Origin of the sequence: Staphylococcus gallinarum, assembly GCF_000875895.1 — a bacterium.
Taxonomy (GTDB): Bacteria; Bacillota; Bacilli; order Staphylococcales; family Staphylococcaceae; genus Staphylococcus; species Staphylococcus gallinarum.
In genome coordinates this window covers 561,364-586,400 of record NZ_JXCF01000007.1, presented here as the reverse complement: position 1 = coordinate 586,400, position 25,037 = coordinate 561,364, and the positions used below count along the sequence as shown (strand labels likewise).

Here is a 25,037-nt window from a genome sequence, read left to right as displayed (position 1 = left end):
TTTTTATCAATTAAAAACGAAATATTTCGTTTTTGCTTGTACTTCGTTTTATAATTTAACTATGTTAAATATAGTGTAGCTTGTATGAAGGAGGAGTTTTCTTGAATATATCAATAATCGCAGTGGGTTCTGAATTATTATTAGGACAAATTGCTAATACCAATGGTCAATATCTATCACAATTATTAAATGGGATTGGTCACAGTGTGGTGGAACATGCAGTTATTGGTGATAACCCAGAACGTTTAAAACGTGTATTCAATACAGCACTAGACAACAATGATGCAGTGATTCTAACTGGTGGTTTAGGTCCTACAAAGGATGATTTGACAAAGCATACAGTAGCGGAGGTGCTTGGTCGTGAATTAGTAACAGATAGTGCTGCTTTAGAAGATATTGAACAGTATTTTATCAAGCAAAACGTTGAAATGACGCCTAATAATCGTCAACAAGCACTTGTAATAGAAGGGGCAGAAGTGTTAGAAAATAAATTTGGCATGGCGCCAGGTATGTTAGTTAGACATAAGGATAAGAAAGTGATTCTACTCCCTGGGCCACCAAAAGAAATGCAACCTATGGCTAAAAATGAACTATTGCCATATTTATTAGATGGCGAACAAATTATCTTCTCAGAATTACTGCGTTTCGCTGGTATCGGTGAATCTAAAGTTGAAACAGAATTATTAGATTTAATCGATAATCAAACAAATCCTACAATAGCACCTTTAGCAGGTACTCATGAAGTGAATATCAGACTAACTGCAAATGGTGAAACAGTTGAAAACTGTAAAGCTTTGATTGATCCAATTAAAACAGAGATTCTAAAGAGAATTGGTGATTTCTATTATGGTTCTGACGATATTAAGTTAGAACAAGCATTGATGCAAAATATCGAACGTACATTTGCGATATATGATGGTGTTACTGATGGAGATTTATATTCTCGTTTAAAAGATTTTGACCAAGAAGATCGCTTATTAGGCATGTTGCCACATAATAACCAATTTATAAGTAATGACTTGGATATAAAGAGACAATTATCAATTTCAACGAATATTGTAAAGGATTTATATAAATCTGAAGTTGCAATATCATTACTATATAATAAAGATACGGTGTATTTAGGCGTTCTTAAGGAAGGCAAATTGTCTGTACAACATTTTAAAATGATACAACAACGCAATTTACTTAAACACCGAACACAAAATTATGTATTAATTAGATTGTTAAATCGTTTAAAATCCCAATAAATCAATATTTATCTTTGTTTTTGAACAGTACGTGTGTTCTATATTAGACAAAACGAACAGTATTTTTAGCGAACAAATATTCGCAAAATGCTTGCACTAAAATAAAAATACATGTATAGTATGGGTAAGATAATTTTCAGAGACAAAACTCATTTAGGAGGTCCAGCATTGGATAACGATCGTCAAAAAGCTTTAGATACAGTAATTAAAAATATGGAGAAGTCATTTGGTAAAGGCGCAGTAATGAAACTTGGTGACAATAAAGCACGTAAAGTTTCAAGTGTTTCAAGTGGCTCAGTCACATTAGATAATGCTTTAGGAGTAGGTGGTTACCCTAAAGGTAGAATTGTAGAAATATATGGACCAGAAAGTTCTGGTAAGACTACTGTAGCATTGCATGCTATTGCTGAAGTACAAAAAAATGGTGGTGTAGCTGCATTTATCGATGCAGAACATGCGCTAGATCCAGTGTATGCTGAAGCATTAGGAGTAGATATCCAAAATTTATACTTATCACAACCGGACCATGGTGAACAAGGGCTAGAAATTGCAGAAGCATTCGTTCGTAGTGGTGCAGTAGATATTGTAGTTGTCGATTCGGTAGCCGCTTTAACACCTAAAGCAGAGATAGAAGGAGAAATGGGTGACACGCATGTCGGTTTACAAGCACGACTTATGTCACAAGCGTTACGTAAATTGTCAGGTGCCATTTCTAAATCAAATACGACGGCAATTTTCATCAACCAGATTCGTGAAAAGGTCGGCGTTATGTTTGGTAACCCTGAAACTACACCTGGTGGAAGAGCACTGAAATTCTATAGTTCAGTTCGTTTAGAAGTTAGACGTGCAGAACAATTGAAACAAGGTCAAGAAATTGTTGGTAATAGAACTAAGATTAAAGTTGTTAAGAACAAAGTAGCACCACCTTTCAGAATTGCAGAAGTTGATATTATGTATGGTAAAGGTATTTCTAAAGAAGGTGAATTAATCGACTTAGGCGTTGAGAACGAAATCGTTGATAAATCAGGTGCTTGGTATTCATATAATGGAGAACGCATGGGGCAAGGTAAAGAAAATGTTAAGACTTACCTTATGGAAAATCCAGCAGTTAAGAATGAAATCAATCAAAAGTTACGTGAAACTTTAGGTATATTTGATGGTGATGTCGAAGAGAGTGAAGAAGAACAACCAACTTCACTATTTGAAGATGAATAAGTTGAACTTAGTGCATACATGCAAATATTTTTAAAGCACGTGTCATATCCCGAGATTAGCAGATATCTAATCTCGGGATATTTTTATAAAAAGCTTTCAAATTGAGTGTCTAACGTTTGAATACGGTACTAATTATACTGAAAGTAGTAAAATAATAATTTAAATTTATGTGAAAAATTTTATTCTGATTTTCCATAAAATAAGGCGAATCGTGTGTTATCAACACCTATAGTAAATAAAGTGTAAAAGAGAGGTCTCTAATATTGAATTTATGTAGGTGGAAACCTTGACACTTCTTGTCTTTAAACCGTACAATTACATTGTATGATTCTTATATAACTTCATATAATCATATTGAATTTGATATACAGAGCAAAATCCTAGAAAAAAGGGGGTGTTTGTGTGAATTTATTAGGCCTCCTACTCGTTTTGCTAGGTATTATTCTCGGAGTTGTTGTAGGGTATATTATAGCCCGTAATTTATTGCATCAAAAGCAATTACAAGCAAGACAAACTGCCGAAGATATTGTCGAACAAGGTAAAAAAGAAGCAGATAATATCAAGAAGGAAAAGCTCCTTGAAGCTAAAGAAGAAAATCAAATCTTAAAAGAACAAAGTGAAAATGAACTTCGTGAAAGACGTGGTGATCTTCAAAGGCAAGAAGCCCGACTTCTTCAAAAAGAAGAAAACTTAGAGCGAAAATCTGATCTATTAGACAAAAAAGATGAGATTTTAGAGCAAAAAGAATCTAAACTTGAAGAAAGACAACAACAAGTAGATGCAAAAGAGAGTAGTGTTCAAACGTTAATAAATAAGCATGAACAAGAATTAGAACGCATCTCTGGTCTCTCTCAAGAAGAAGCAGCACAAGAACAACTTCAAAGAGTAGAAGATGAATTGTCACAAGATATTGCAATACTTGTTAAGGAAAAAGAGAAAGAAGCAAAAGAAGCAGTCGATAAAAATGCTAAAGAATTATTAGCAACAACTGTTCAACGTTTAGCTGCGGAACATACTTCCGAGTCAACAGTATCAGTTGTTAATTTACCGAATGATGAAATGAAAGGTCGAATCATTGGTCGTGAAGGAAGGAATATCAGAACGTTAGAAACGTTAACTGGTATTGACTTAATTATAGATGACACGCCAGAGGCAGTTATACTTTCTGGTTTTGACCCAATTAGACGTGAAATTGCTAGAACAGCATTAGTAAATCTTGTTTCAGATGGACGTATCCATCCTGGAAGAATTGAAGATATGGTAGATAAAGCTCGAAAAGAAGTAGACGATATTATTAGAGATGCTGGGGAACAAGCTACATTTGAAATAAATGTACATAATATGCATCCAGATTTAGTAAAAATCTTAGGTCGTTTACAGTATCGTACAAGCTATGGACAAAATGTACTAAAACATTCAGTTGAAGTTGCTCATTTAGCAGGTATGCTAGCAGCAGAATTGGGTGAAGATGTTACATTAGCTAAACGTGCTGGTCTACTTCATGACGTTGGTAAAGCGATTGACCATGAAGCTGAAGGTAGCCATGTTGAAATAGGAGTTGAATTAGCTAAGAAATATGCTGAAAGTGAAACAGTTATTAATGCAATTCATTCCCACCATGGTGATGTTGAACCTACTTCAATAATTTCTATTTTGGTTGCAGCAGCGGATGCATTATCTGCCGCTAGACCTGGAGCTCGTAAAGAGACATTAGAAAATTATATAAGAAGATTAGAAAGACTTGAAACATTATCAGAAAGTTATGATGGTGTTGAAAAAGCATTTGCTATCCAAGCTGGTAGAGAGATTCGAGTTATTGTATCACCAGATACTATCGACGACTTAAAATCACACCGCTTAGCAAGAGATATTAAAAACCAAATTGAAGATGAACTTCAATATCCTGGTCATATAAAAGTGACAGTTGTTCGAGAGACTAGAGCAATTGAATATGCAAAATAACGTTCTAGATATTTAATGAATTCTAGAACTTAGTTAAAGCCTATCCATGATTTTGGATAGGCTTTAACTTTTTATAATGTTAGTAGTTATGAAAACAATAAAAGCTATCCTCAAATATTTGAGGATAGCTTTTATTGTTGAAGTATAGCTTGGATATAAATAAATTATCTTCAATTAGCAATTAATAAGTACTAAGTTAATTCTAAATCTGCTGCTTTAATTTCTTTTAAAACTTCAGCTGTGTCGTAACAGTTTGTTGAAATGTTAGAATGTCTTTCGGCTAATCGATAGGCATTTACATAGAGTTCTAAACTGTCTTTAGCGATATCTTCTGGATTGTCACTTTTTGATGGATTTGCTGTAACTACTAAGTCAGCAAATTTTTGTGGATCAATATTTATTGACATTTATAAATTACAACTCCTATATCTAGTTAAATTAATGTTACAGTACATTATTTACCACGTCATATCACTTTAAAACTTAGAAAATTGAATATATTTTTCACATTCACTTTTCATAATAAAAAAATTACATTAAACTATCAGTAAGAGAGGATGAACTGTTAATGAGAATACTTTTTATTGGGGATATTGTTGGTAAGGTAGGAAGAGATGCTATTAAAACATATTTACCGAAGTTAAAGCAAACACATCGCCCAACGGTTACAATAGTGAATGCAGAAAATGCTGCACACGGAAAAGGTTTAACCGAGAAAATTTATAAAGAACTATTAAGAGAAGGCGTAGATTTCATGACAATGGGTAATCACACCTATGGTCAAAGACAAATTTATGATTTTATAGATGATGCTAAGCGCATGGTACGCCCAGCTAACTTCCCGGATGCAGCACCCGGTGTCGGTATGCGATTCATTCAAATAAATGAGTTGAAATTAGCAATAATTAACTTACAAGGTCGTGCATTTATGCAAGATATTGATGATCCGTTTACCAAAGCAGATGAATTAATTGCACAAGCGAAACAAGAAACAGATTATATCTTTGTAGATTTTCATGCAGAAACAACATCTGAGAAAAATGCTATGGGCTGGTATTTAGATAACAGAGCAAGTGCAGTTGTTGGTACACATACACATATACAGACTTCTGACGAGAGAATTTTGCCTGGAGGTACAGGATACATTACCGATGTTGGAATGACAGGGTATTATGATGGCATTTTAGGAATTAATCGTGCTGAAGTGATTAATCGATTTTTAACGAGTCTGCCACAACGACATGTTGTACCTGATGAAGGTAGAAGTGTGTTGTCTGGTGTTATTATCGACTTAAATAAAGAAGGTAAAACGACACATATTGAACGCGTATTAATTAATGATGATCACCCTTTTTAAGCTATCGTCCATTAGTATGATTTTTAAAATGTTCCACTCTTTACATAGTAAAAGGGTGGTTCATTTTGATATGATGAAAGATGAATTATTAATACCACTAGGAGGCAAGATGATATGAAATCACAAGTATCATGGAAAGTGGGCGGTCAACAAGGTGAAGGTATAGAATCGACTGGGGAAATCTTCGCTACTGCTATGAACCGTAAAGGATACTACTTATATGGCTATCGTCATTTTTCAAGTAGAATTAAAGGCGGCCACACAAATAATAAAATAAGAGTATCAACAACACCTGTACATGCAATTAGTGACGATTTAGATATATTAGTTGCATTTGATCAAGAAACGATTGAATTAAATCACCATGAGATGAGATCTGATAGTGTCATTATCGCTGATAGTAAGGCGAAACCACAAAAGCCTGAAGATTGCAAAGCTGAGATGATAGATTTACCATTAACTGCAACTGCAAAGGAATTAGGTACGGCTCTAATGAAAAATATGGTTGCGATAGGTGCAACGTGTGCAGTTATGGATTTAGAATTAAGTGATTTCGAGAGTTTAATCACGAACATGTTTACGAAAAAAGGTGAAAAAGTAGTTGAAATGAATATTGAAGCCTTAAAAGAAGGCTATCGATTGATGAGCGAACAACTTGAACATATCACTGGAGACTTTGTATTAGAACCTACAAACCATAATCCTCATTTATATATGATTGGTAATGATGCAATAGGTTTAGGCGCATTATCAGCTGGATCTAGATTTATGGCTGCATATCCAATCACACCTGCTTCTGAAATTATGGAGTATATGATTGAGAATTTACCAAAAGTAGGCGGAACTGTAGTACAAACAGAGGATGAGATTGCAGCAGCAAATATGGCTATCGGTTCAAACTATGCGGGAGTACGTGCATTTACGGCAAGTGCTGGACCTGGACTGTCGTTGATGATGGAAGCAATTGGTCTTTCTGGAATGACAGAAACGCCATTTGTTGTGATTAATACACAACGTGGAGGACCTTCAACTGGTTTGCCAACGAAGCAAGAGCAATCAGACTTAATGCAGATGATTTATGGTACACATGGCGATATACCTAAGATTGTTGTAGCACCTACAGATGCTGAAGATGCATTTTACCTAACTATGGAGGCCTTTAATTTAGCCGAGATGTACCAATGTCCAGTTATTGTATTAAGTGATTTACAATTATCTTTAGGTAAACAAACTGTCGATCAATTGGACTATAATCGCATTGAGATTAAACGTGGCGCAATTGTCCAGTCTGATATTGAAAGAGAAGAAGATGACAAATCTTATTTCAAGCGTTATGCACTTACGGAATCAGGTGTATCACCAAGACCGTTACCAGGAGTTAAAGGTGGTATACATCATGTGACTGGTGTTGAACACAATGAAGAAGGTAAGCCAAGTGAAGCAGCAGATAATCGTAATCAACAAATGGATAAGCGTATGCGCAAAGTTGAACATTTATTAATTAATGAGCCCGTTGAAGCGGATGTTGTTCATGATACTGCAGATATATTATATATTGGATTTATCTCAACTAAAGGTGCCATTCAAGAAGGTAAGGATAGACTAGAAGAACAAGGTGTAAAAGTGAATCATGTTCAAATTAGACAATTACATCCATTCCCTAAAGAAACACTACAGCAAGAAATAGATAAAGTGTCGAAAGTTGTAGTAGTTGAACATAATTACCAAGGCCAACTAGCAAATATTATAAAAATGAATGTAAATTTAGGTGATAAATTAATTAATCAGACTAAATATGATGGCACGCCATTTTTACCTAAAGAAATAGAACAAAAAGGATTAGAAATTGCCGAAGAGTTAAAGGAGTTGGTGTAAGTGGCAACATTTAAAGATTTCAGAAATAATGTTAAACCCAATTGGTGTCCGGGATGTGGAGATTTCTCTGTTCAAGCTGCTATTCAAAAGGCAGCAGCTAATGTAGGCTTGGAGCCTGAAGAAGTAGCTATTATCACTGGTATAGGTTGTTCTGGACGCTTATCAGGCTACATTAATTCCTATGGTGTGCATGGAATTCATGGTAGAGCCTTACCGCTTGCACAAGGTGTTAAAATGGCTAATAAAGATTTAACAGTTATCGCTTCAGGTGGTGATGGAGACGGTTACGCCATCGGTATGGGACACACAATACATGCCTTACGTAGAAATATGAATATGACATATATTGTAATGGATAATCAAATTTATGGTCTGACTAAAGGCCAAACATCGCCATCTTCAGCGCAAGGCTTTGTCACGAAATCAACACCAAAAGGGAATATAGAACAAAATGTAGCACCATTAGAACTTGCTTTGTCATCTGGAGCTACATTTGTTGCCCAAGGTTTCTCTAGTGATATTAAAGCTCTGACGAAAATGATTGAAGATGCAATAAATCATGATGGCTTTTCATTTGTGAATGTTTTCTCACCATGCGTAACTTATAATAAAGTGAACACATATGATTGGTTTAAGGAAAACTTAACTGATATCGCAGACATAGATGGATATGATTTTACAGATAAAACGATGGCAACACAAAAGGTGCTAGAATACAATTCACTAGTTAAGGGTATTGTCTATCAAGACACAGATACGCCATCATTTGAGTCTCAAATTGATGAAATGTCTAATGAAGCATTAGCAAAACAAGATATTCATTTGGATGAAACTCAATTTAATGAATTAACGAAACAATTTGTGTAATCGAAGGACTTTTAAATATTTTTATAGCTGATATAATTCAAGTGTCAAAGATACTGTGTTATATCAGCTTTTTTTAATAAATATGGAAATTAAAATAAGGAGTATATGATGGTAGATAAATATAGGAGTATGGGAGAATTATTAACCAAAACTAAGCAAGGTGATGATTGGGATATCGTAACAAGAGAGGCAACAAAACCAGTTATTATAACTGCAGTGCATGGAGGGGCAATCGAACGTGGTACTTCAGAATTGGCTGATTGCCTAAGTGATTTAGGTGATTATAAATATTACACATTTAAAGGTGTTAGAAAAAACAAAAACCATGAATTACATGTAACTTCGCGTCACTTTGACGAACCAAAATTACATCAAATGATTGAGGATAGTCAATTTGCAGTTTCAATACATGGTTGCATGGGCGATAAGTCAGAAGTTTATATTGGTGGACGTGACCTAGAATTAATTGCGTCCATCAAAAATGAATTAGCAGACATTAATATTATAGTGAAAGATGCACCAAGTCATATATCTGGATTCCATAGAGATAACTTTGTTAACTGTTGTAAGCGGGAGGCAGGCGTGCAACTTGAATTGACAGTTGCATTGAGAAAAAGCCTGTTTAAAAATCGTAAATTCACTTTATCAGCTCGTGAAGATAAAAATAATTGGGATGATTTGATGTATCAATTCTCGGAGGCAATACATAACGCGTTGACACGTTGTAAAGTAAGTTAAGTACCATCATTCAAATGTATACTGTGAATATGTCAGTTGAAAAAGCTAACGATTACTATTTATTTGATGAATAATTTGTTAAAATGAAATGAATTGATATTCCGAATGAAGGGCTAGTGATAGATATGCATGATACATTAATGAGCGTTCAAATTATTCCAAAGACACCAAACGGTGAAGACGTGATTCCATATGTTGATGAAGCGATTAAAGTGATTGATGATTCTGGGTTAGCATATCGTGTAGGACCTTTAGAAACAACAGTACAAGGCGAGATGAATGAGTGCCTCATTTTAATACAAAAGTTAAATGAACGTATGGTCGAATTAGAAGTACCTAGCACCATTTGTCAGGTTAAATTTTATCATGTTCCAGAAGGTATAACGATTGAAACTTTAACTGGTAAATATGATGAATTATAGTGCTTTGCCGGTTCAACTTAATGTTGTTGGATCGGTTTATTATCTTAAACGTCATTTTGCACTTTAGTGCTAAATTTAATATAATGAAGAGATGATTATATATTGAACTTAGAACGGTAATGCAATGAGTAGCATTGTTGGTTAATTTTAATTTTGTTCTTAGTTTATATGATATAGAGAGGATTTTGTAAAGTGAATGAAGAACAAAGAAAAAGTACTTCGATAGATATTTTAGCTGAACGTGATAAAAAAGCTAAAGACTATAGTAAGTATTTCGAGCATGTATATCAGCCGCCAAGTTTAAAAGAGGCACGTAAACGTGGGAAAGAAGAAATTAATTATAATAGAGACTTTCAAATAGATGAAAAATATCGCAATATGGGTCAAGGAAAGACATTCTTGATTAAAACATATGGTTGCCAAATGAATGCACATGATACAGAGGTTATGGCGGGTATTTTAGAGGCATTGGGTTATAAACCAATCGAAGATATTAATAAAGCAGATGTGATTTTAATAAATACTTGTGCCATTCGTGAAAATGCTGAAAACAGAGTGTTTAGCGAAATTGGAAACTTAAAGCATTTGAAAAAGGAAAAGCCTGAAACGGTAATTGGTGTTTGTGGCTGTATGTCACAAGAAGAATCAGTAGTGAATAAAATATTGAAGTCATATCAAAATGTAGATATGATTTTTGGTACACATAATATTCATCGCTTACCTGAAATATTAGAGGAAGCATATTTATCGAAAGCAATGGTAGTAGAAGTATGGTCTAAAGAAGGCGATGTCATTGAAAATCTACCGAAAGTACGTGAAGGTAATATTAAGGCATGGGTTAATATCATGTATGGCTGTGATAAATTTTGTACATATTGTATCGTGCCATTTACGCGAGGTAAAGAGCGTAGTAGAAGACCCGAAGATATTATCGAAGAAGTACGTGGTCTTGCACGAGAAGGTTATCAAGAAATCACGCTACTAGGTCAGAATGTAAACTCATATGGTAAGGACATTGATGGCTTAGAATATGGATTAGGGGATTTACTAGAGGATATTTCACGTATTGATATTCCACGAGTAAGATTTACTACGAGTCATCCGTGGGATTTTACAGATCGTATGATTGAAGTTATTGCAAATGGTGGTAACATCGTGCCACATATTCATTTACCAGTGCAATCAGGAAATAATGCAGTGTTGAAAATAATGGGACGTAAATACACACGTGAAAGTTATTTAGATTTAGTCGATAGAATTAAAACACAGATACCAAATGTAGCATTAACTACAGATATTATTGTGGGTTATCCAAACGAAACAGAAGCTCAATTTGAAGAAACATTAACCTTATATGATGAAGTTGAATTTGAGCACGCGTATACTTATATTTATTCACAAAGGGATGGTACACCAGCTGCTAAAATGCAAGATAATGTACCGATGGATGTAAAGAAAGATAGACTACAACGTTTAAATCAGAAAGTATCACAGTATTCTGAAGCGGCAATGAAACCATATGAAGGCCAAACAGTAGAGGTATTGTGCGAAGGTGCAAGTAAAAAGGATGATACTGTATTAGCAGGTTATACTGCTAAGAATAAATTAGTTAACTTTAAAGCGCCAAAGGACATGATAGGTAAAATAGTTGAAGTTCAAATCGATGAAGCGAAGCAGTATTCATTGAATGGTACATTTATTCGTGAAAGTGGAAAAGCTGTGGTGACACCTTAATGTATAATAAAGATGAAATTTTAGCTGAAGCTGATAGAATAAGTGAGCATATTAAAGACTTAGATATCGTAAAGGAATATCATCGTGTAGAACAACAAATTCATAATAATAAACAAATTGAACAGAAAATGAAAGATTTAAAAAAGAATCAAAAACAATCTGTCAATTTACAAAATTATGGAAAGACGGAAGCATTGAAACAATCTGAAGGAAAGATTCAAGAAATTGAACAAAATATTAACATTTTACCAATTGTTGAAGAATTTAAAGAGTCTCAAGCAGAGGCGAATGATTTACTACAAATGTTAATCAGTACAATGTCAGATCGACTAAATGAACATAATGAAGATAATAACAATACGTAATTGTATTTTTCAGGAAAGGGGAGCGATGAATGAAGACACAAAAATTGACGTTAACTGCTATATTAATTGCGCTCAATGTCGTATTAAGTAGTATTATTGTCATTCCTTTGGGACCAGTAAAGGCAGCGCCAATACAACATTTAGTAAACGTGTTATGTGCAGTATTAGTAGGACCATGGTTTGGTTTAGCACAAGCCTTTATTTCATCAGTAATTCGCATTATTTTTGGTACAGGTAGTTTCTTTGCCTTTCCTGGAAGTATGGTTGGTGTATTGCTTGCTAGTGCCTTTTATCATTATCGTAAACATATCTTTATGGCTGCGGTGGGTGAAGTAATTGGTACTGGAATCATTGGTAGTGTAATGTGTATTCCACTAGCAGCTATTTTAGGATTTGCTGATTTTGCAGTTAAACCATTGATGCTTATGTTTTTAGTATCTAGTATAATTGGTGCAATTATCAGTTATATCATTTTAATGATTTTAAAGAAAAAAGGGATATTAAAGAAATTTTTCAATAAAGATTAACTAAGATTGAGATTTAAAATAACTGTGTTTTTCACTTTAAGTATCTGTATTTTTGGACGCTTGAAGTGGGCATAAAAGTTATTTTATCTCAATCTTTTTTATATTTCATAGCTGGAAAGCCATAATTTAAAATTTTATAATTATGTGGATGCAACCATTTTTTATTAAATGAGCGTAGTAATAAAAGTTATGTTAAAATTTAAGAGTTAAAAGGATAAATAAAGTACGTTAGGAATATAGCTAAAAATCATATATAGCTATTGTCCACAAGTGAGTAAACGCAATTGTACTGACATTCATATTTAGTTCTATAGTTGAACAATGTGAAGTGTTTTATGCGTATAACGATAAAATGAACAAACAAAAGAATTTGTAGAAGGATAGTGAAGTAACAATATGACGAACCAAACGCCAATGATGCAACAATATTTAAAAATAAAATCTGAATATCAAGATTGTTTATTATTTTTTAGATTAGGCGATTTCTATGAAATGTTCTTTGAAGACGCAAAAGAAGCGTCTAGAGTATTAGAAATAACATTAACTAAACGCGATGCTAAAAAAGAGAATCCGATTCCAATGTGTGGTGTACCATATCATTCTGCTGATGGTTATATCGAAACTTTAATAAATAATGGTTATAAAGTCGCTATTTGTGAACAAATGGAAGATCCTAAGCAGACAAAGGGCATGGTTCATCGTGATGTAGTACGCATCGTGACGCCCGGTACGGTTATGGATCAAGGCGGGGTAGATGAAAAGCAAAATAATTATATTTTGAGCTTTATTAAATTAGAAGGCATCTATGCATTAAGCTATTGTGATGTTTCAACTGGGGAACTAAAAGTTACACACTTTGAAGACGAAGCAACATTAATCAATGAAATTACGACTATTAATCCTAATGAGATTGTTGTAAATCAAAAACTGGATCCAGAATTACGTCGCCAAATCAGCTTGACGACGGAAACAATTACATTAAGAGAAGCAATTTCTGATGCACAGTATGCTGTTAATGAAATGACAGAACGACATTTGTTTAATGCTACACAGTTATTGCTAGACTATATTCACCATACACAAAAAAGAGATTTATCCCATATTGAGACAGTCATTAAGTATGAAGCCGTAGATTTTATGAAAATGGATTTTTATGCTAAAAGAAACCTTGAGTTAACAGAAAGCATTAGATTGAAATCCAAAAAAGGAACGTTACTATGGTTAATGGATGAAACAAAGACGCCAATGGGAGCACGAAGATTAAAGCAATGGATAGATAGACCTTTAATTCATCAACAAAACATTGAAAATAGATTGAATATCGTTGAACAATTTATCAATCATTTTATCGAACGTGATACACTCAGAAATTATTTGAATCAAGTCTATGATATAGAACGATTAGTAGGCCGCGTGAGCTATGGTAATGTCAATGCACGTGATTTAATTCAACTCAAACATTCTATTTCTGAAATACCTAATATCAAAACATTAATAACTGGTTTAAATGATAACTTAGCCACACAATTCCAAGCTTTAGAACCACTAGATGAATTACTGGCATTACTCGAAGATAGTCTTGTAGAAGAACCACCTATTTCTATCAAAGATGGTGGGTTATTTAAAGCAGGTTTTAATCAAGATTTAGATAGTTATCAATCAGCGTCAAAAAATGGAAAAACATGGTTAGCTGAATTACAAACTAAAGAAAGACAACGTACTGGAATTAAATCACTAAAAATAAGTTTCAATAAAGTTTTTGGTTATTTCATAGAAATTACACGTGCCAATTTACAAGGTTTTGATCCTAATGCTTTCGGCTATCAACGCAAACAAACATTATCTAATGCAGAGCGTTTTATTACTGACGAATTGAAAGAAAAAGAAGATATTATTCTAGGGGCAGAAGATAAAGCAATTGAATTAGAGTATCAATTATTTGTGCAATTAAGAGAACAAGTGAAACGTTATACTGAAAGATTACAACGTCAAGCTAAAATCATTTCAGAAATTGATTGTCTCCAAAGCTTTGCAGAAATTGCCCAAAAATATAACTATACTCGACCGCACTTTAGTAAAGATAAGACGCTTGAATTAACAAATTCACGTCATCCAGTTGTGGAACGTGTTATGGATTATAATGATTATGTACCAAATGATTGTGAATTAAATGAAGCGGCGTATATATATTTAATTACTGGGCCAAATATGTCCGGTAAATCGACCTATATGCGACAAGTAGCAATTATAAGTATAATGGCACAAATGGGTGCTTATGTACCTTGTGATCAAGCTGTACTACCTATTTTCGACCAAATATTTACTCGAATTGGTGCAGCAGATGATTTGGTTTCTGGGAAAAGTACCTTTATGGTAGAAATGTTAGAAGCACAAAAAGCTTTAGCTCATGCAACAGCAGATAGTTTAATTATTTTTGATGAAATTGGTCGTGGAACATCAACTTATGATGGTTTAGCATTAGCACAAGCAATGATTGAATATGTGGCAAATACCTCACACGCAAAAACATTATTCTCGACGCATTATCATGAATTAACTGCGCTTGATCAAACTTTACCTTGTTTGAAAAATGTGCATGTAGCTGCCAATGAATATAAAGGTGAGTTAATCTTCTTACATAAAGTAAAAGAAGGTGCTGTAGACGATAGTTATGGTATTCAAGTTGCTAAATTGGCTAATCTACCAGATGCAGTAATTTCTAGGGCGCAAGTTATTTTAGATGCATTTGAAAAAAGTGACCAACTGCACGATAACCAAGTTGTAGTGAATAAGGTGGAAGTGTTAGATGAATCTTCACATAGCGCAGATGATGCGACAAATCAAGATTTAATGGAAGAAACTGTGTCATCAGATCAATCTCACGCTATTTTCGAAACAAATGTGTCGAATCAACACCCAGAGGATGACATAGCGAGAGATAATAAAGCTGATGCCACACAACAATTTGAACAGGCGGCATTTGAACTATTTGATGCACCAGTTGAACAAAGTGAGATTGAACAAGAGATAAAAGCACTAAACTTATCAAATATGACGCCTATTGACGCTTTAGTTAAACTAAGTGAATTACAAAAACAGTTAAAGTAGAGGTGAAGTCAAATGGGTAAAATTAAGGAATTACAGACATCGTTAGCAAATAAAATTGCAGCCGGAGAAGTGGTAGAACGACCAGGTTCTGTTGTAAAGGAATTACTTGAAAATGCAATCGATGCCCAAGCGACTGAAATCAATATTGAAGTTGAGCAATCTGGAGTCGCTTCAATTCGAGTAGTAGACAATGGTACTGGTATTGAGGCAGATGATTTCGATTTAGTATTTCATCGTCATGCTACGAGTAAATTAGACGACGATGAAGATTTATTCCATATACGTACATTAGGATTTAGAGGTGAGGCATTAGCGAGTATATCCTCTGTTGCGAAAGTAACATTAAAATCATGTACTGATAATGCAGAAGGTCAGGAAATTTATGTTGAAAATGGAGCCATCTTAGAACAGAAACCTGCAAAAGCAAAACGAGGTACTGATATTTTAGTTGAATCACTTTTCTATAATACGCCGGCACGTTTAAAATATATTAAAAGTTTATATACAGAGCTAGGTAAAATTACTGATATTGTTAATAGAATGGCAATGAGTCACCCTGATATTAGAATTTCATTAGTATCAGACGGCAAGACGATTATTAAAACCAATGGTTCTGGAAGAACAAATGAAGTCATGGCTGAAATATATGGTATGAAAGTTGCCAAAGATTTGGTTCAAATTACCGGGGATACGAGTGATTATCATATTGAAGGATTTGTAGCTAAACCAGAACATTCTAGAAGTAATAAACACTATATTTCCATTTTTATAAACGGAAGGTATATAAAGAATTTTTTATTAAATAAAGCAATTGTAGAAGGATATCACACGCTTTTAACAATTGGCCGTTATCCTATCTGTTACATTAACATTGAAATGGATCCTATTTTAGTTGATGTTAACGTGCATCCGACAAAATTAGAGGTAAGATTATCTAAAGAGGATCAATTGTATGCACTCATTGTTGAAAAGATACAAGAGGCATTTAAGGATCGCATTTTAATACCGAAAAACGATATGACGAAATTCACTAAAAAAAATAAGGTATTAAGTCAGTTTGAACAACAAAAAATGGATTTTGAACAAAGACAACAGCGCCATCTTACAAACGATCCACAGTCTACTACGAATGTCAGTGGCAATGAAAAATACACCCAATCACACCCAGACGAATCAATTGTAGATCAACAGAGTACAGCAAATATTGAACATGGTGAGCAAGCAATAACAAAAGATGATTTATATTCTACGCACAATAATGATTCAATGATTGGACAGCAACAGTATCAATCAGGTTATGCTCAGTATGACAGTTATAATCATGCTGAAGATATCGTAGATTCAGATTATATTCGAAGTCAAAGAGATGTGCTCAATGCAATGGATAATACAGATGAGGAGAAAGCTGTTGATTATTCAGACACAGAACAGCAAACATATAGAGAAAGTACTACAACTGCTGAAGAACAACAGGATATAAAAGGGAGTGTTAGTGAGACACCAAGTCGTCGTGTTCCATACATGGAAATTGTTGGTCAGGTACATGGGACATATATTATTGCTCAAAATGAAAATGGTATGTTTATGATAGATCAACATGCTGCACAAGAACGTATTAAATACGAATACTTTAGAGATAAAATTGGAGAAGTGACAAATGAAGTTCAAAACTTACTGATTCCATTAACTTTCCATTTTTCAAAAGATGAACTAATGATTATTGATCAACATAAAGATGAACTAGAGAAAGTAGGCGTCCACCTTGAACCTTTCGGAGGCCATGATTATATTGTTGATAGTTATCCTGTTTGGTTCCCACCAGAAGAAGCAGAAGAAATTATAAAAGATATGATTGAATATGTATTAGAGCATAAAACAGTTTCAGTGAAAAAAATACGTGAAGAAGCAGCCATCATGATGAGTTGTAAAAAATCAATCAAAGCAAATCATTACTTAAAAAATAATGAAATGGCAGATTTAGTTAACCAACTTAGAGAAACGGAAGATCCATTTACTTGTCCTCATGGACGCCCGATTATTATTAATTTTTCAAACTATGAAATAGAACGATTATTCAAAAGGATTATGTAGGAGGTTAGTGGCTTGAAACCACATATTTTACCAGCAATTCGTTCGATGAAAGACTTAGAAAAGCTGACAAAAACAGATTATAAAGAATGTGTATTGTTAGATACACATATTGGTCATTTGAAGAGTATTATGGATCTATTGAAAAAGAATAAAATTGAAACTTATATCCACATTGATTTAATAAAAGGTATGAGTCATGATGAATTTGCATGTGAATATTTAATCCAGCATTATCATCCGAAAGGTATTGTATCTACCAAGACAAAGGTAATTAATAAGGCCAAAGCATTAAATACTACAACTGTATTTAGAGTGTTTATACTAGATAGTCAAGCATTATCGAGAAGTATTGATTTGATTAAGCGTGTTGAACCTGATTATGTTGAGGTATTACCTGGAGTTGCCACCAAAGCAATTCAAATTATTAACGAAGAAACGAATACACAAGTCATTGCGGGTGGATTAATTAACGATGTAGATGAGGTTAATGTTGCAGTGGAGCACGGTGCTAAATATATTACTACGAGTGATAGAGATTTATGGTAGTTATAGATATATTAAAAAAATTATATAAGAATTAAGTTGACGGTTATAGCAATAATATTGTAATTATGCAATTATTATCGCTATAACCGTTTTTAAATTAGTAATTAAATTAAAAGTGGAGGTGATTATATGATTAAACCATCACGACTTAAATCAGGTGATACGGTTGCAATTGTCTCATTGTCATCAGGTATAGCGGGTGATCATCAATATATTTTGAGAACCTTACAGGGTATAAATAACTTAAAACAAATATTTGGCTTGCAAGTTAAAGTGATGCCTAATGCACTGAAAGGTAGTCGATATTTAAAAGAACATCCTGAAGCCCGAGCTGCAGATTTAAATGAGGCATTGGTTGATCCTGAAATCAAAGGTATTATTAATTGTATTGGTGGGGATGATGCACATACGATAATTCCATTTATTAATAGTCAAAATATTAAAAAATATCCTAAAATATTTAGTGGTTATTCTGATACAACTTCACTGCATTTATTATTCTATAAAATGGGTATAGTGAGTTATTACGGTCCAGCACTTCTAACAGACTTTGCCGAAAATGGAACGATGGATGAATATACAATTCAACATATCAAACACTGTTGGTTTGAAACGCATGATTCACACAATATTTATCCAGCAAAATACATTAGAACGAACAGTGGTGATTGGGGAAGTGCTAAGGGCAAAATGAGAAGGGGGATAATGCCGAATCATAATTATGAAGTGTTAAACGGTAAAGGCACAGCAAGAGGTAAATTATTTGGTGGTAATTTAGAAACTTTATTAAAAGTGGTTAATGACGATATTTACCCAATTGTAGAACGACTAAGGGGTACAATTTTATTTCTTGAAACATCTGAAATAGTGCCGTCACTTGAAATGATAACTAAAGCAATAAACGTAATACTTACCGATGAGGTGCTTGCAGCCATTGAAGGAATTATAATAGGTAAACCATATCTCAATCGCAATTATGAATGTTATAAAAATGCATTTATTAAACGAATCAAACAAAGTAATAATCAAGATATTCCAATTTTATACAATTTATCATTTGGCCATAATGAACCGAAAATGATACTACCTTATGGATTGTATGGTGAAATCGATTGCAAAAACAAAATATTTAAATTATTGGAGTCTACTGTATCCCGTAACTAATTGTGTCAAATTAGTTACAAAATTTAGTTGACAACGCTTACAAAATAAGTGTAATATAAAGTTAAGTTAATAATTAGAACAGAGATGGGAGATTTCTACAGTACTTAGACCGGTGGTTCACAACTGGAAACTATTGTAGAAGTCTCTTTGTCTTTTTTAGGAGGAATCTCAATGAATGTATATTTTGCTGAATTTTTGGGAACAGCAATACTAATCTTGTTTGGGGGTGGCGTTTGTGCAAACGTTAACTTAAAGCGAAGTAATGGTAATGGTGCTGATTGGATCGTCATTGCTGCAGGTTGGGGGCTTGCGGTAACGATGGGTGCTTATGCAGTTGGAAATATTTCTGGTGCACACTTAAATCCAGCAGTAACACTTGCATTTGCCATGGATGGCGCATTAAGTTGGTCTATGGTACCAGGTTATATCATTTGTCAAATTCTAGGTGGTATTTTTGGTGGCGTTTTAGTTTGGTTAACTTATTTAGCACATTGGAAAGTTACAGAGGATAAAGGAGCTAAATTAGGCGTATTTTCTACTGCTCCTGCAATTAAGAACTATTTAGCAAACTTTATCAGTGAAATTATCGGAACAGCAATCTTAACTTTAGCATTATTATATATTGGTATGAACAAAATAGCTGACGGTTTAAATCCTTTAATCGTTGGTGGCTTAATCATTGCTATCGGTTTAAGTTTAGGTGGTCCTACAGGTTATGCGATCAACCCTGCTCGTGACCTAGGTCCACGTATTGCGCACGCAATTTTACCAATTGCCGGTAAAGGAAAATCAAATTGGGGATATGCAATTGTACCAGTTCTTGGTCCTATTACTGGTGGTATGATGGGTGCTGTTATTTATAGATTATTCTATAAAGGTGCTTTTGATGCGATGTCTGTTGTTGCAATTGTCTTATTAATTGTTACAATTGTTCTTGGACTAGTATTAAATAAAGGTAAAGATGCAAAAGGCATTGAATCTATTTATTAAAAGTTTTAAATTTGTCCTGTTTATATTTATTGATATAGACAGGTCTTATGTTGCAAATTTTTAAAAGTTTGAGCTAAACCGTTGTGGGTATTGGGTAATAATGTGTAACTTTGAGATGAAGTCATAAACATATTTAGCATATATTCAGACAACAATAAAGATTAACAAGGGAGCGTTACATTATGGAAAAATATATTTTATCAATTGACCAAGGAACTACAAGTTCACGCGCAATTCTATTCAATAAAGATGGAGAAATTAAAGGTGTTGCACAAAGAGAATTCAAACAACATTTTCCTAAGTCTGGTTGGGTTGAACACGATGCTAACGAGATTTGGACATCTGTATTAGCTGTAATGGCAGAGGTATTAAACGAACAAAATGTTGGCGCAGATCAAATTGCTGGTATTGGTATTACCAACCAACGTGAAACGACAGTTGTTTGGGATAAAAATACTGGTCGCCCTGTGTACCACGCTATCGTTTGGCAATCACGTCAAACGCAAGGTATTTGTCAAGAATTAAAAGAACAAGGTTTAGAAAGCAAATTCAGAGAGAAAACTGGATTATTATTAGATCCTTACTTTGCAGGAACTAAAGTGAAATGGATTTTAGATAACGTTGAAGGTGCTAGAGATAAAGCAGAGAATGGTGATTTATTATTCGGTACAATCGATTCTTGGTTAGTATGGAAATTATCTGGTGGAAAAGCACATATCACAGATTACACAAATGCGAGCAGAACATTAATTTATAATATTCATGATTTAGAATGGGATAAAGAATTGCTAGAAATTCTTGAAATTCCTGAATCAATGTTACCTGATGTTAAAGCTTCAAGTGATGTTTATGCCAATACAATTGATTACCACTTCTTCGGTCAAGAAGTTCCAATCGCTGGTATTGCAGGTGACCAACAAGCAGCACTATTCGGTCAAGCTTGCTTTAACCGTGGTGATGTAAAAAATACTTACGGAACTGGTGGTTTCATGTTAATGAACACAGGTGAAGAAGCTGTAGCTTCTGAAAGTGGTTTGTTAACAACGATTGCTTATGGCTTAGATGGCAAGGTGAATTATGCTTTAGAAGGATCAATCTTTGTTTCTGGTTCAGCAATTCAATGGTTGAGAGATGGTTTGAGAATGATAAATTCTGCACCTCAATCAGAAAACTATGCTGAACGTGTAGAGTCATCAGAAGGTGTCTATGTAGTACCAGCATTCGTTGGTCTAGGTACACCATACTGGGATGCAGATGCACGTGGTGCAATCTTTGGTTTAACACGCGGTACTGAAAAAGAACATTTTATTCGTGCGACTTTAGAATCTCTTTGCTATCAAACACGTGATGTTTTAGAAGCTATGGAAAAAGATTCAGATATAGAAGTTAACAATTTACGTGTTGATGGTGGCGCAGTTAAAAATAACTTCATCATGCAATTCCAATCTGACTTACTTAATGTAGGTGTTGAACGTCCTGAAATTAATGAAACAACTGCACTTGGTGCTGCTTATCTAGCTGGACTTGCTGTAGGTTTCTGGGATAGTAAAGACGAAATTGCAAATCGTTGGAAACTTGAAAAAGAATTCAAACCAGACATGGAAGAAAAAGAAAGAGAAAAACTTTACAAAGGTTGGAAAAAAGCAGTAGAAGCTACTCAAGTATTTAAATTAGATGAAGAATAAAAAATTAGACGTATTGTAGTTATTTATGCTACAATGTGGGTAAGTTAATAATATCAAGATGAGAAATGAGAGATTCTGTTCGTACAATTTATATATGTATGGGATAGGTCTCTCTTTTTTTATTATCTATAGGAGGCGCTAGGTTTATGAGTTTATCAACATTGAAAAGAGAACAGATTACAAAAGATTTAAAAAATGACTCTTATGATGTAGTCATCATTGGTGGCGGAATCACAGGAGCAGGTATAGCATTAGACGCAAGTGAAAGAGGTATGAAAGTAGCTCTTGTTGAAATGCAAGACTTTGCACAAGGTACAAGCTCACGTTCAACTAAATTAGTACATGGTGGTTTACGTTATTTAAAACAATTACAAGTAGGCGTTGTTGCTGAAACTGGTCGTGAACGTGCTATCGTTTATGAAAATGGTCCACACGTTACAACTCCAGAACGTATGTTATTACCAATGCACAAAGGTGGCACATTCGGTAAGTTCACAACTTCAATCGGTTTAACAATGTATGATACTTTAGCAGGCGTAAAAAAATCAGAACGTAAAAAAATGTTAAATTCTAAACAAACACTTGAAAAAGAACCACTTGTTAAAAAAGATGGTCTTAAAGGTGGCGGTACATATGTTGAATATAGAACAGATGATGCGCGTTTAACAATTGAAGTTATGAAACGTGCCGTTGAAAAAGGTGCTACAGTTATTAATCATACAAAATCTGTACACTTCACTTATGACTCAAATGAAAAAGTAAATGGAATTCATGTTGAGGATCAAATCACTGGTGAAACTTACCCAATTAAAGCTAAAAAAGTGATTAATGCGAGTGGTCCATGGGTTGATGAAGTACGTAGTGGTGATTACGCTAGAAATAACAAACAATTACGTTTAACTAAAGGTGTACACATTGTTATTGATCAATCTAAATTCCCATTAGGTCAAGCAGTGTATTTCGACACTGAAAAAGACGGTCGTATGATTTTTGCTATTCCACGTGAAGGTAAAGCATATGTAGGAACTACAGATACTTTCTACAACAATGACAAAACAACACCACTTGCAACACAAGAAGATAGAGATTACTTAATCGATGCGATTAACTACATGTTCCCAGATGTAGATGTTAAAGATGAAGATATTGAATCATCATGGGCAGGTATTCGTCCATTAATTTTAGAAGAAGGCAAAGACCCTTCTGAAATTTCAAGAAAAGATGAAGTTTGGGAAGGTAAATCTGGTCTATTAACAATTGCTGGTGGTAAATTAACTGGTTACCGTCACATGGCACTTGAAATTGTAGACTTATTATCAAAACGCTTGAAATCAGAATATGGTTTGAAATTCAAACCTTGTGCAACTAAAAACTTAACAATCTCAGGTGGAGATGTTGGTGGTAGTCAAAACTTCGAAAACTTTATTAATCAAAAGGTAGAAGAAGCAAAAGCTTACCAAATTGATGAAGCAACTGCACGTCACTTTGCTTCAAAATACGGTTCAAATGCTGAAGAATTATTTAAAATTGCACAAACAGCACAATACCAAGAATCAGGTTTACCATTAGATATTTATACTGAGTTAATCTACTCAATTCAAAATGAAATGGTTTATCGTCCAACTGACTTCTTTGTACGTCGTACTGGTAAACTTTACTTCAAAATTGATGACGTTATTAATTATAAAGACCAAGTGATAAGTGTAATGGCTGGATTATTAGGTTATTCTACTGTTCAACAACAACTTTATACTAAAGAATTGAATGTTGCTTTAGAAGAAGCACAAACAGGTAATGAACAACCAGCTGAAAAAGAATAATAAAGTATTATCATTCTTATAAAAGCACTATTGTTTTATAACTGAGTTAAAGAGAGACCTATCAGAATTATAGAAATTCTGGTAGGTCTCTTGTGTTATTTATGATAAATGCGTTAATGGTTTTTCATTTATAAATCATCATTTGCGAAAGTAAAGGCTGGTGTTGTTCTAAACTACAGTGAAAATAATAAATTGTATAGCTGTAGATATGAGTTGATTATAAAAAAATTATGTAAATTAAATAAAGCTTATAAGTAGATATGCTCAAAATATAATATGATAATAATGTTGTTTGCTATTTGATAGTGGTTTCGTAAGAGGGTATATTATTTAGTAAAGACTATTTTAAAACTTTCATGGTTTGGAGGCAGATTATGAATTTAAAAGAATTTAAAATCACAGTTTCTGACGGGAAAATGATTGATGTGAAATTAGATAAAGCTAAGCAACAAACAATAGGTGTAATACATTTGTTTCATGGTATGGCAGATTATATGGATAGATATGACCGCTTAGTCGCTTCTTTAAATCAACAAGGTTATGATGTGCTCAGACATAACCATAGAGGTCATGGTATAAATATTGCAGATAATGAGCGTGGACATTTTGATTCAATTGAACAGCTTGCAGAAGATGCTTATGAAATTGCTCAGACTGTTTGTACAAATTATAATAATATACCTTATATTGTTATTGGTCATTCAATGGGATCGATTGTGGCTCGTGTATTTTCCGAAAAATACCCTTTATCATTACAAGGGCTCATCCTAACGGGAACATTGCAGCATAATAAGGGGATGGGTTTATTATTATCCTCATTATTAAAATTAATCACGATTATTTGTGGTAAACGACGTAAATTGAAGTGGTTAAACAATTTAATGAATCGTACATTCAATAAGAAAATCGATGCGCAACAAACAGAATTTGATTGGATTTCAAGTACAGATTCAGAAGTTGAAGCATATAATAACGATCCTAATGCAGGCTATTTAGTATCAAATCAAATAATTTATGATACAATGCGACAAGCAAGACGCACGAGTAAAATAAAAAATATTAAGCAAATGAATCAAAATTTACCAGTGTTATTAATCTCAGGCAAAGAGGATGCATTAGGTAATTGCGGAGAAGGCATTCGTCAGTTAGGAAAATATTATAAAAAGGGCGGATTAAATCATGTGACAGTCCAATTGTATAAATTCAAGAGAAATGAAATTTTATTTGAAGAAGGTTATACACAAACATGGCAACATATGTATGAATGGATTGAAAAGCAGATTTTGAAAAAGTATGACAATACAAAGTAAAATAAAAAGAG

The 25,037-nt window shown here is 33.8% G+C and carries 20 protein-coding genes; 19 read left to right on the top strand and 1 reads right to left on the bottom strand.

All coding sequences use genetic code 11. The features are described 5' to 3' along the window. Positions 1-101: 101 nt before the first annotated feature. The 3 genes from SH09_RS06565 (at position 102) to rny (ending at position 4,427) form a co-directional block, all read left to right on the top strand. On the top strand, positions 102-1,250 hold the full coding sequence (locus SH09_RS06565) for a CinA family nicotinamide mononucleotide deamidase-related protein (RefSeq protein ID WP_042738826.1): 1,149 nt from the start codon (positions 102-104) through the stop codon (positions 1,248-1,250). Between the two features lie 168 nt (positions 1,251-1,418). Next, positions 1,419-2,465, top strand: a complete 1,047-nt coding sequence (recA, locus tag SH09_RS06560) for a recombinase RecA (RefSeq protein ID WP_042738825.1) — start codon at positions 1,419-1,421, stop codon at positions 2,463-2,465. 402 nt (positions 2,466-2,867) lie between these two features. Beyond that, on the top strand, positions 2,868-4,427 hold the full coding sequence (rny, locus tag SH09_RS06555) for a ribonuclease Y (RefSeq protein ID WP_042738824.1): 1,560 nt from the start codon (positions 2,868-2,870) through the stop codon (positions 4,425-4,427). Between the two features lie 191 nt (positions 4,428-4,618). Here rny and SH09_RS06550 read toward each other — a convergent pair whose 3' ends face one another. Continuing rightward, positions 4,619-4,834 carry a hypothetical protein gene (locus tag SH09_RS06550; RefSeq protein WP_042738823.1) on the bottom strand — a complete coding sequence of 72 codons (216 nt, stop codon included), beginning with the start codon at positions 4,832-4,834 and terminating at the stop codon, positions 4,619-4,621. A 161-nt stretch (positions 4,835-4,995) separates the two neighbouring features. Here SH09_RS06550 and SH09_RS06545 point away from each other — a divergent pair, with 161 nt between their 5' ends. From SH09_RS06545 to SH09_RS06470, 16 genes are all read left to right on the top strand, one after another. After that, complete coding sequence (locus SH09_RS06545; protein WP_042738822.1) at positions 4,996-5,784, top strand: TIGR00282 family metallophosphoesterase; 789 nt, start codon at positions 4,996-4,998, stop codon at positions 5,782-5,784. A 114-nt stretch (positions 5,785-5,898) separates the two neighbouring features. After that, the gene (locus tag SH09_RS06540) at positions 5,899-7,659 is read left to right on the top strand and encodes a 2-oxoacid:acceptor oxidoreductase subunit alpha (RefSeq protein WP_042738821.1); all 1,761 of its coding nucleotides are present in this window, start codon (positions 5,899-5,901) and stop codon (positions 7,657-7,659) included. Further along, positions 7,660-8,526 (top strand): 2-oxoacid:ferredoxin oxidoreductase subunit beta, encoded by an 867-nt coding sequence (locus SH09_RS06535; RefSeq protein WP_042738820.1) that lies wholly within the window; start codon positions 7,660-7,662, stop codon positions 8,524-8,526. Between the two features lie 108 nt (positions 8,527-8,634). After that, entirely contained in the window at positions 8,635-9,264 is a 630-nt protein-coding gene (locus SH09_RS06530; RefSeq protein ID WP_042738819.1) for a poly-gamma-glutamate hydrolase family protein, read from the top strand. Positions 9,265-9,389: 125 nt separating this feature from the next. Continuing rightward, a complete protein-coding gene (locus tag SH09_RS06525; RefSeq protein WP_042738818.1) occupies positions 9,390-9,686 on the top strand; it encodes a thiamine-binding protein in 297 nt (98 codons plus the stop codon). A 192-nt stretch (positions 9,687-9,878) separates the two neighbouring features. Then, a complete protein-coding gene (gene miaB, locus SH09_RS06520; RefSeq protein ID WP_042738817.1) occupies positions 9,879-11,420 on the top strand; it encodes a tRNA (N6-isopentenyl adenosine(37)-C2)-methylthiotransferase MiaB in 1,542 nt (513 codons plus the stop codon). Further along, positions 11,420-11,785 carry a YlbF/YmcA family competence regulator gene (locus SH09_RS06515; RefSeq protein ID WP_042738816.1) on the top strand — a complete coding sequence of 122 codons (366 nt, stop codon included), beginning with the start codon at positions 11,420-11,422 and terminating at the stop codon, positions 11,783-11,785. The genes miaB and SH09_RS06515 overlap by 1 nt, the downstream gene beginning before the upstream one ends. Before the next feature lie 29 nt (positions 11,786-11,814). Then, positions 11,815-12,312, top strand: coding sequence for an energy coupling factor transporter S component ThiW (gene thiW / locus SH09_RS06510; RefSeq protein WP_042738815.1), 498 nt, complete (start codon positions 11,815-11,817; stop codon positions 12,310-12,312). Positions 12,313-12,708: 396 nt separating this feature from the next. Continuing rightward, a complete protein-coding gene (gene mutS / locus SH09_RS06505; RefSeq protein WP_042738814.1) occupies positions 12,709-15,420 on the top strand; it encodes a DNA mismatch repair protein MutS in 2,712 nt (903 codons plus the stop codon). 12 nt (positions 15,421-15,432) lie between these two features. Beyond that, positions 15,433-17,511: a DNA mismatch repair endonuclease MutL gene (mutL, locus tag SH09_RS06500; protein WP_042738813.1), complete on the top strand. Its 2,079-nt coding sequence runs from the start codon at positions 15,433-15,435 to the stop codon at positions 17,509-17,511. A 12-nt stretch (positions 17,512-17,523) separates the two neighbouring features. Continuing rightward, on the top strand, positions 17,524-18,057 hold the full coding sequence (locus SH09_RS06495; RefSeq protein WP_042738812.1) for a glycerol-3-phosphate responsive antiterminator: 534 nt from the start codon (positions 17,524-17,526) through the stop codon (positions 18,055-18,057). Positions 18,058-18,186: 129 nt separating this feature from the next. Further along, the gene (locus SH09_RS06490) at positions 18,187-19,221 is read left to right on the top strand and encodes a S66 family peptidase (RefSeq protein WP_042738811.1); all 1,035 of its coding nucleotides are present in this window, start codon (positions 18,187-18,189) and stop codon (positions 19,219-19,221) included. Between the two features lie 171 nt (positions 19,222-19,392). Then, complete coding sequence (locus SH09_RS06485) at positions 19,393-20,211, top strand: MIP/aquaporin family protein (protein WP_042738810.1); 819 nt, start codon at positions 19,393-19,395, stop codon at positions 20,209-20,211. A gap of 182 nt (positions 20,212-20,393) precedes the next feature. After that, on the top strand, positions 20,394-21,896 hold the full coding sequence (glpK, locus tag SH09_RS06480) for a glycerol kinase GlpK (RefSeq protein WP_042738809.1): 1,503 nt from the start codon (positions 20,394-20,396) through the stop codon (positions 21,894-21,896). 146 nt (positions 21,897-22,042) lie between these two features. Continuing rightward, positions 22,043-23,716, top strand: a complete 1,674-nt coding sequence (locus SH09_RS06475; RefSeq protein WP_042738808.1) for a glycerol-3-phosphate dehydrogenase/oxidase — start codon at positions 22,043-22,045, stop codon at positions 23,714-23,716. A 374-nt stretch (positions 23,717-24,090) separates the two neighbouring features. Next, entirely contained in the window at positions 24,091-25,026 is a 936-nt protein-coding gene (locus SH09_RS06470; protein WP_042738807.1) for an alpha/beta fold hydrolase, read from the top strand. Positions 25,027-25,037: the final 11 nt, after the last annotated feature.

Bases quoted from the DNA above. Each gene is read 5' to 3' on its own strand.
- SH09_RS06550 (WP_042738823.1), bottom strand. From the start codon at position 4,834: ATGTCAATAAATATTGATCCACAAAAATTTGCTGACTTAGTAGTTACA.
- SH09_RS06470 (WP_042738807.1), top strand. From the start codon at position 24,091: ATGAATTTAAAAGAATTTAAAATCACAGTTTCTGACGGGAAAATGATT.
- mutS (WP_042738814.1), top strand. From the start codon at position 12,709: ATGACGAACCAAACGCCAATGATGCAACAATATTTAAAAATAAAATCT.
- SH09_RS06490 (WP_042738811.1), top strand. From the start codon at position 18,187: ATGATTAAACCATCACGACTTAAATCAGGTGATACGGTTGCAATTGTC.
- glpK (WP_042738809.1), top strand. From the start codon at position 20,394: ATGGAAAAATATATTTTATCAATTGACCAAGGAACTACAAGTTCACGC.
- SH09_RS06475 (WP_042738808.1), top strand. From the start codon at position 22,043: ATGAGTTTATCAACATTGAAAAGAGAACAGATTACAAAAGATTTAAAA.
- SH09_RS06530 (WP_042738819.1), top strand. From the start codon at position 8,635: ATGGTAGATAAATATAGGAGTATGGGAGAATTATTAACCAAAACTAAG.
- SH09_RS06485 (WP_042738810.1), top strand. From the start codon at position 19,393: ATGAATGTATATTTTGCTGAATTTTTGGGAACAGCAATACTAATCTTG.
- SH09_RS06540 (WP_042738821.1), top strand. From the start codon at position 5,899: ATGAAATCACAAGTATCATGGAAAGTGGGCGGTCAACAAGGTGAAGGT.
- SH09_RS06525 (WP_042738818.1), top strand. From the start codon at position 9,390: ATGCATGATACATTAATGAGCGTTCAAATTATTCCAAAGACACCAAAC.
- mutL (WP_042738813.1), top strand. From the start codon at position 15,433: ATGGGTAAAATTAAGGAATTACAGACATCGTTAGCAAATAAAATTGCA.
- SH09_RS06515 (WP_042738816.1), top strand. From the start codon at position 11,420: ATGTATAATAAAGATGAAATTTTAGCTGAAGCTGATAGAATAAGTGAG.
- SH09_RS06545 (WP_042738822.1), top strand. From the start codon at position 4,996: ATGAGAATACTTTTTATTGGGGATATTGTTGGTAAGGTAGGAAGAGAT.
- thiW (WP_042738815.1), top strand. From the start codon at position 11,815: ATGAAGACACAAAAATTGACGTTAACTGCTATATTAATTGCGCTCAAT.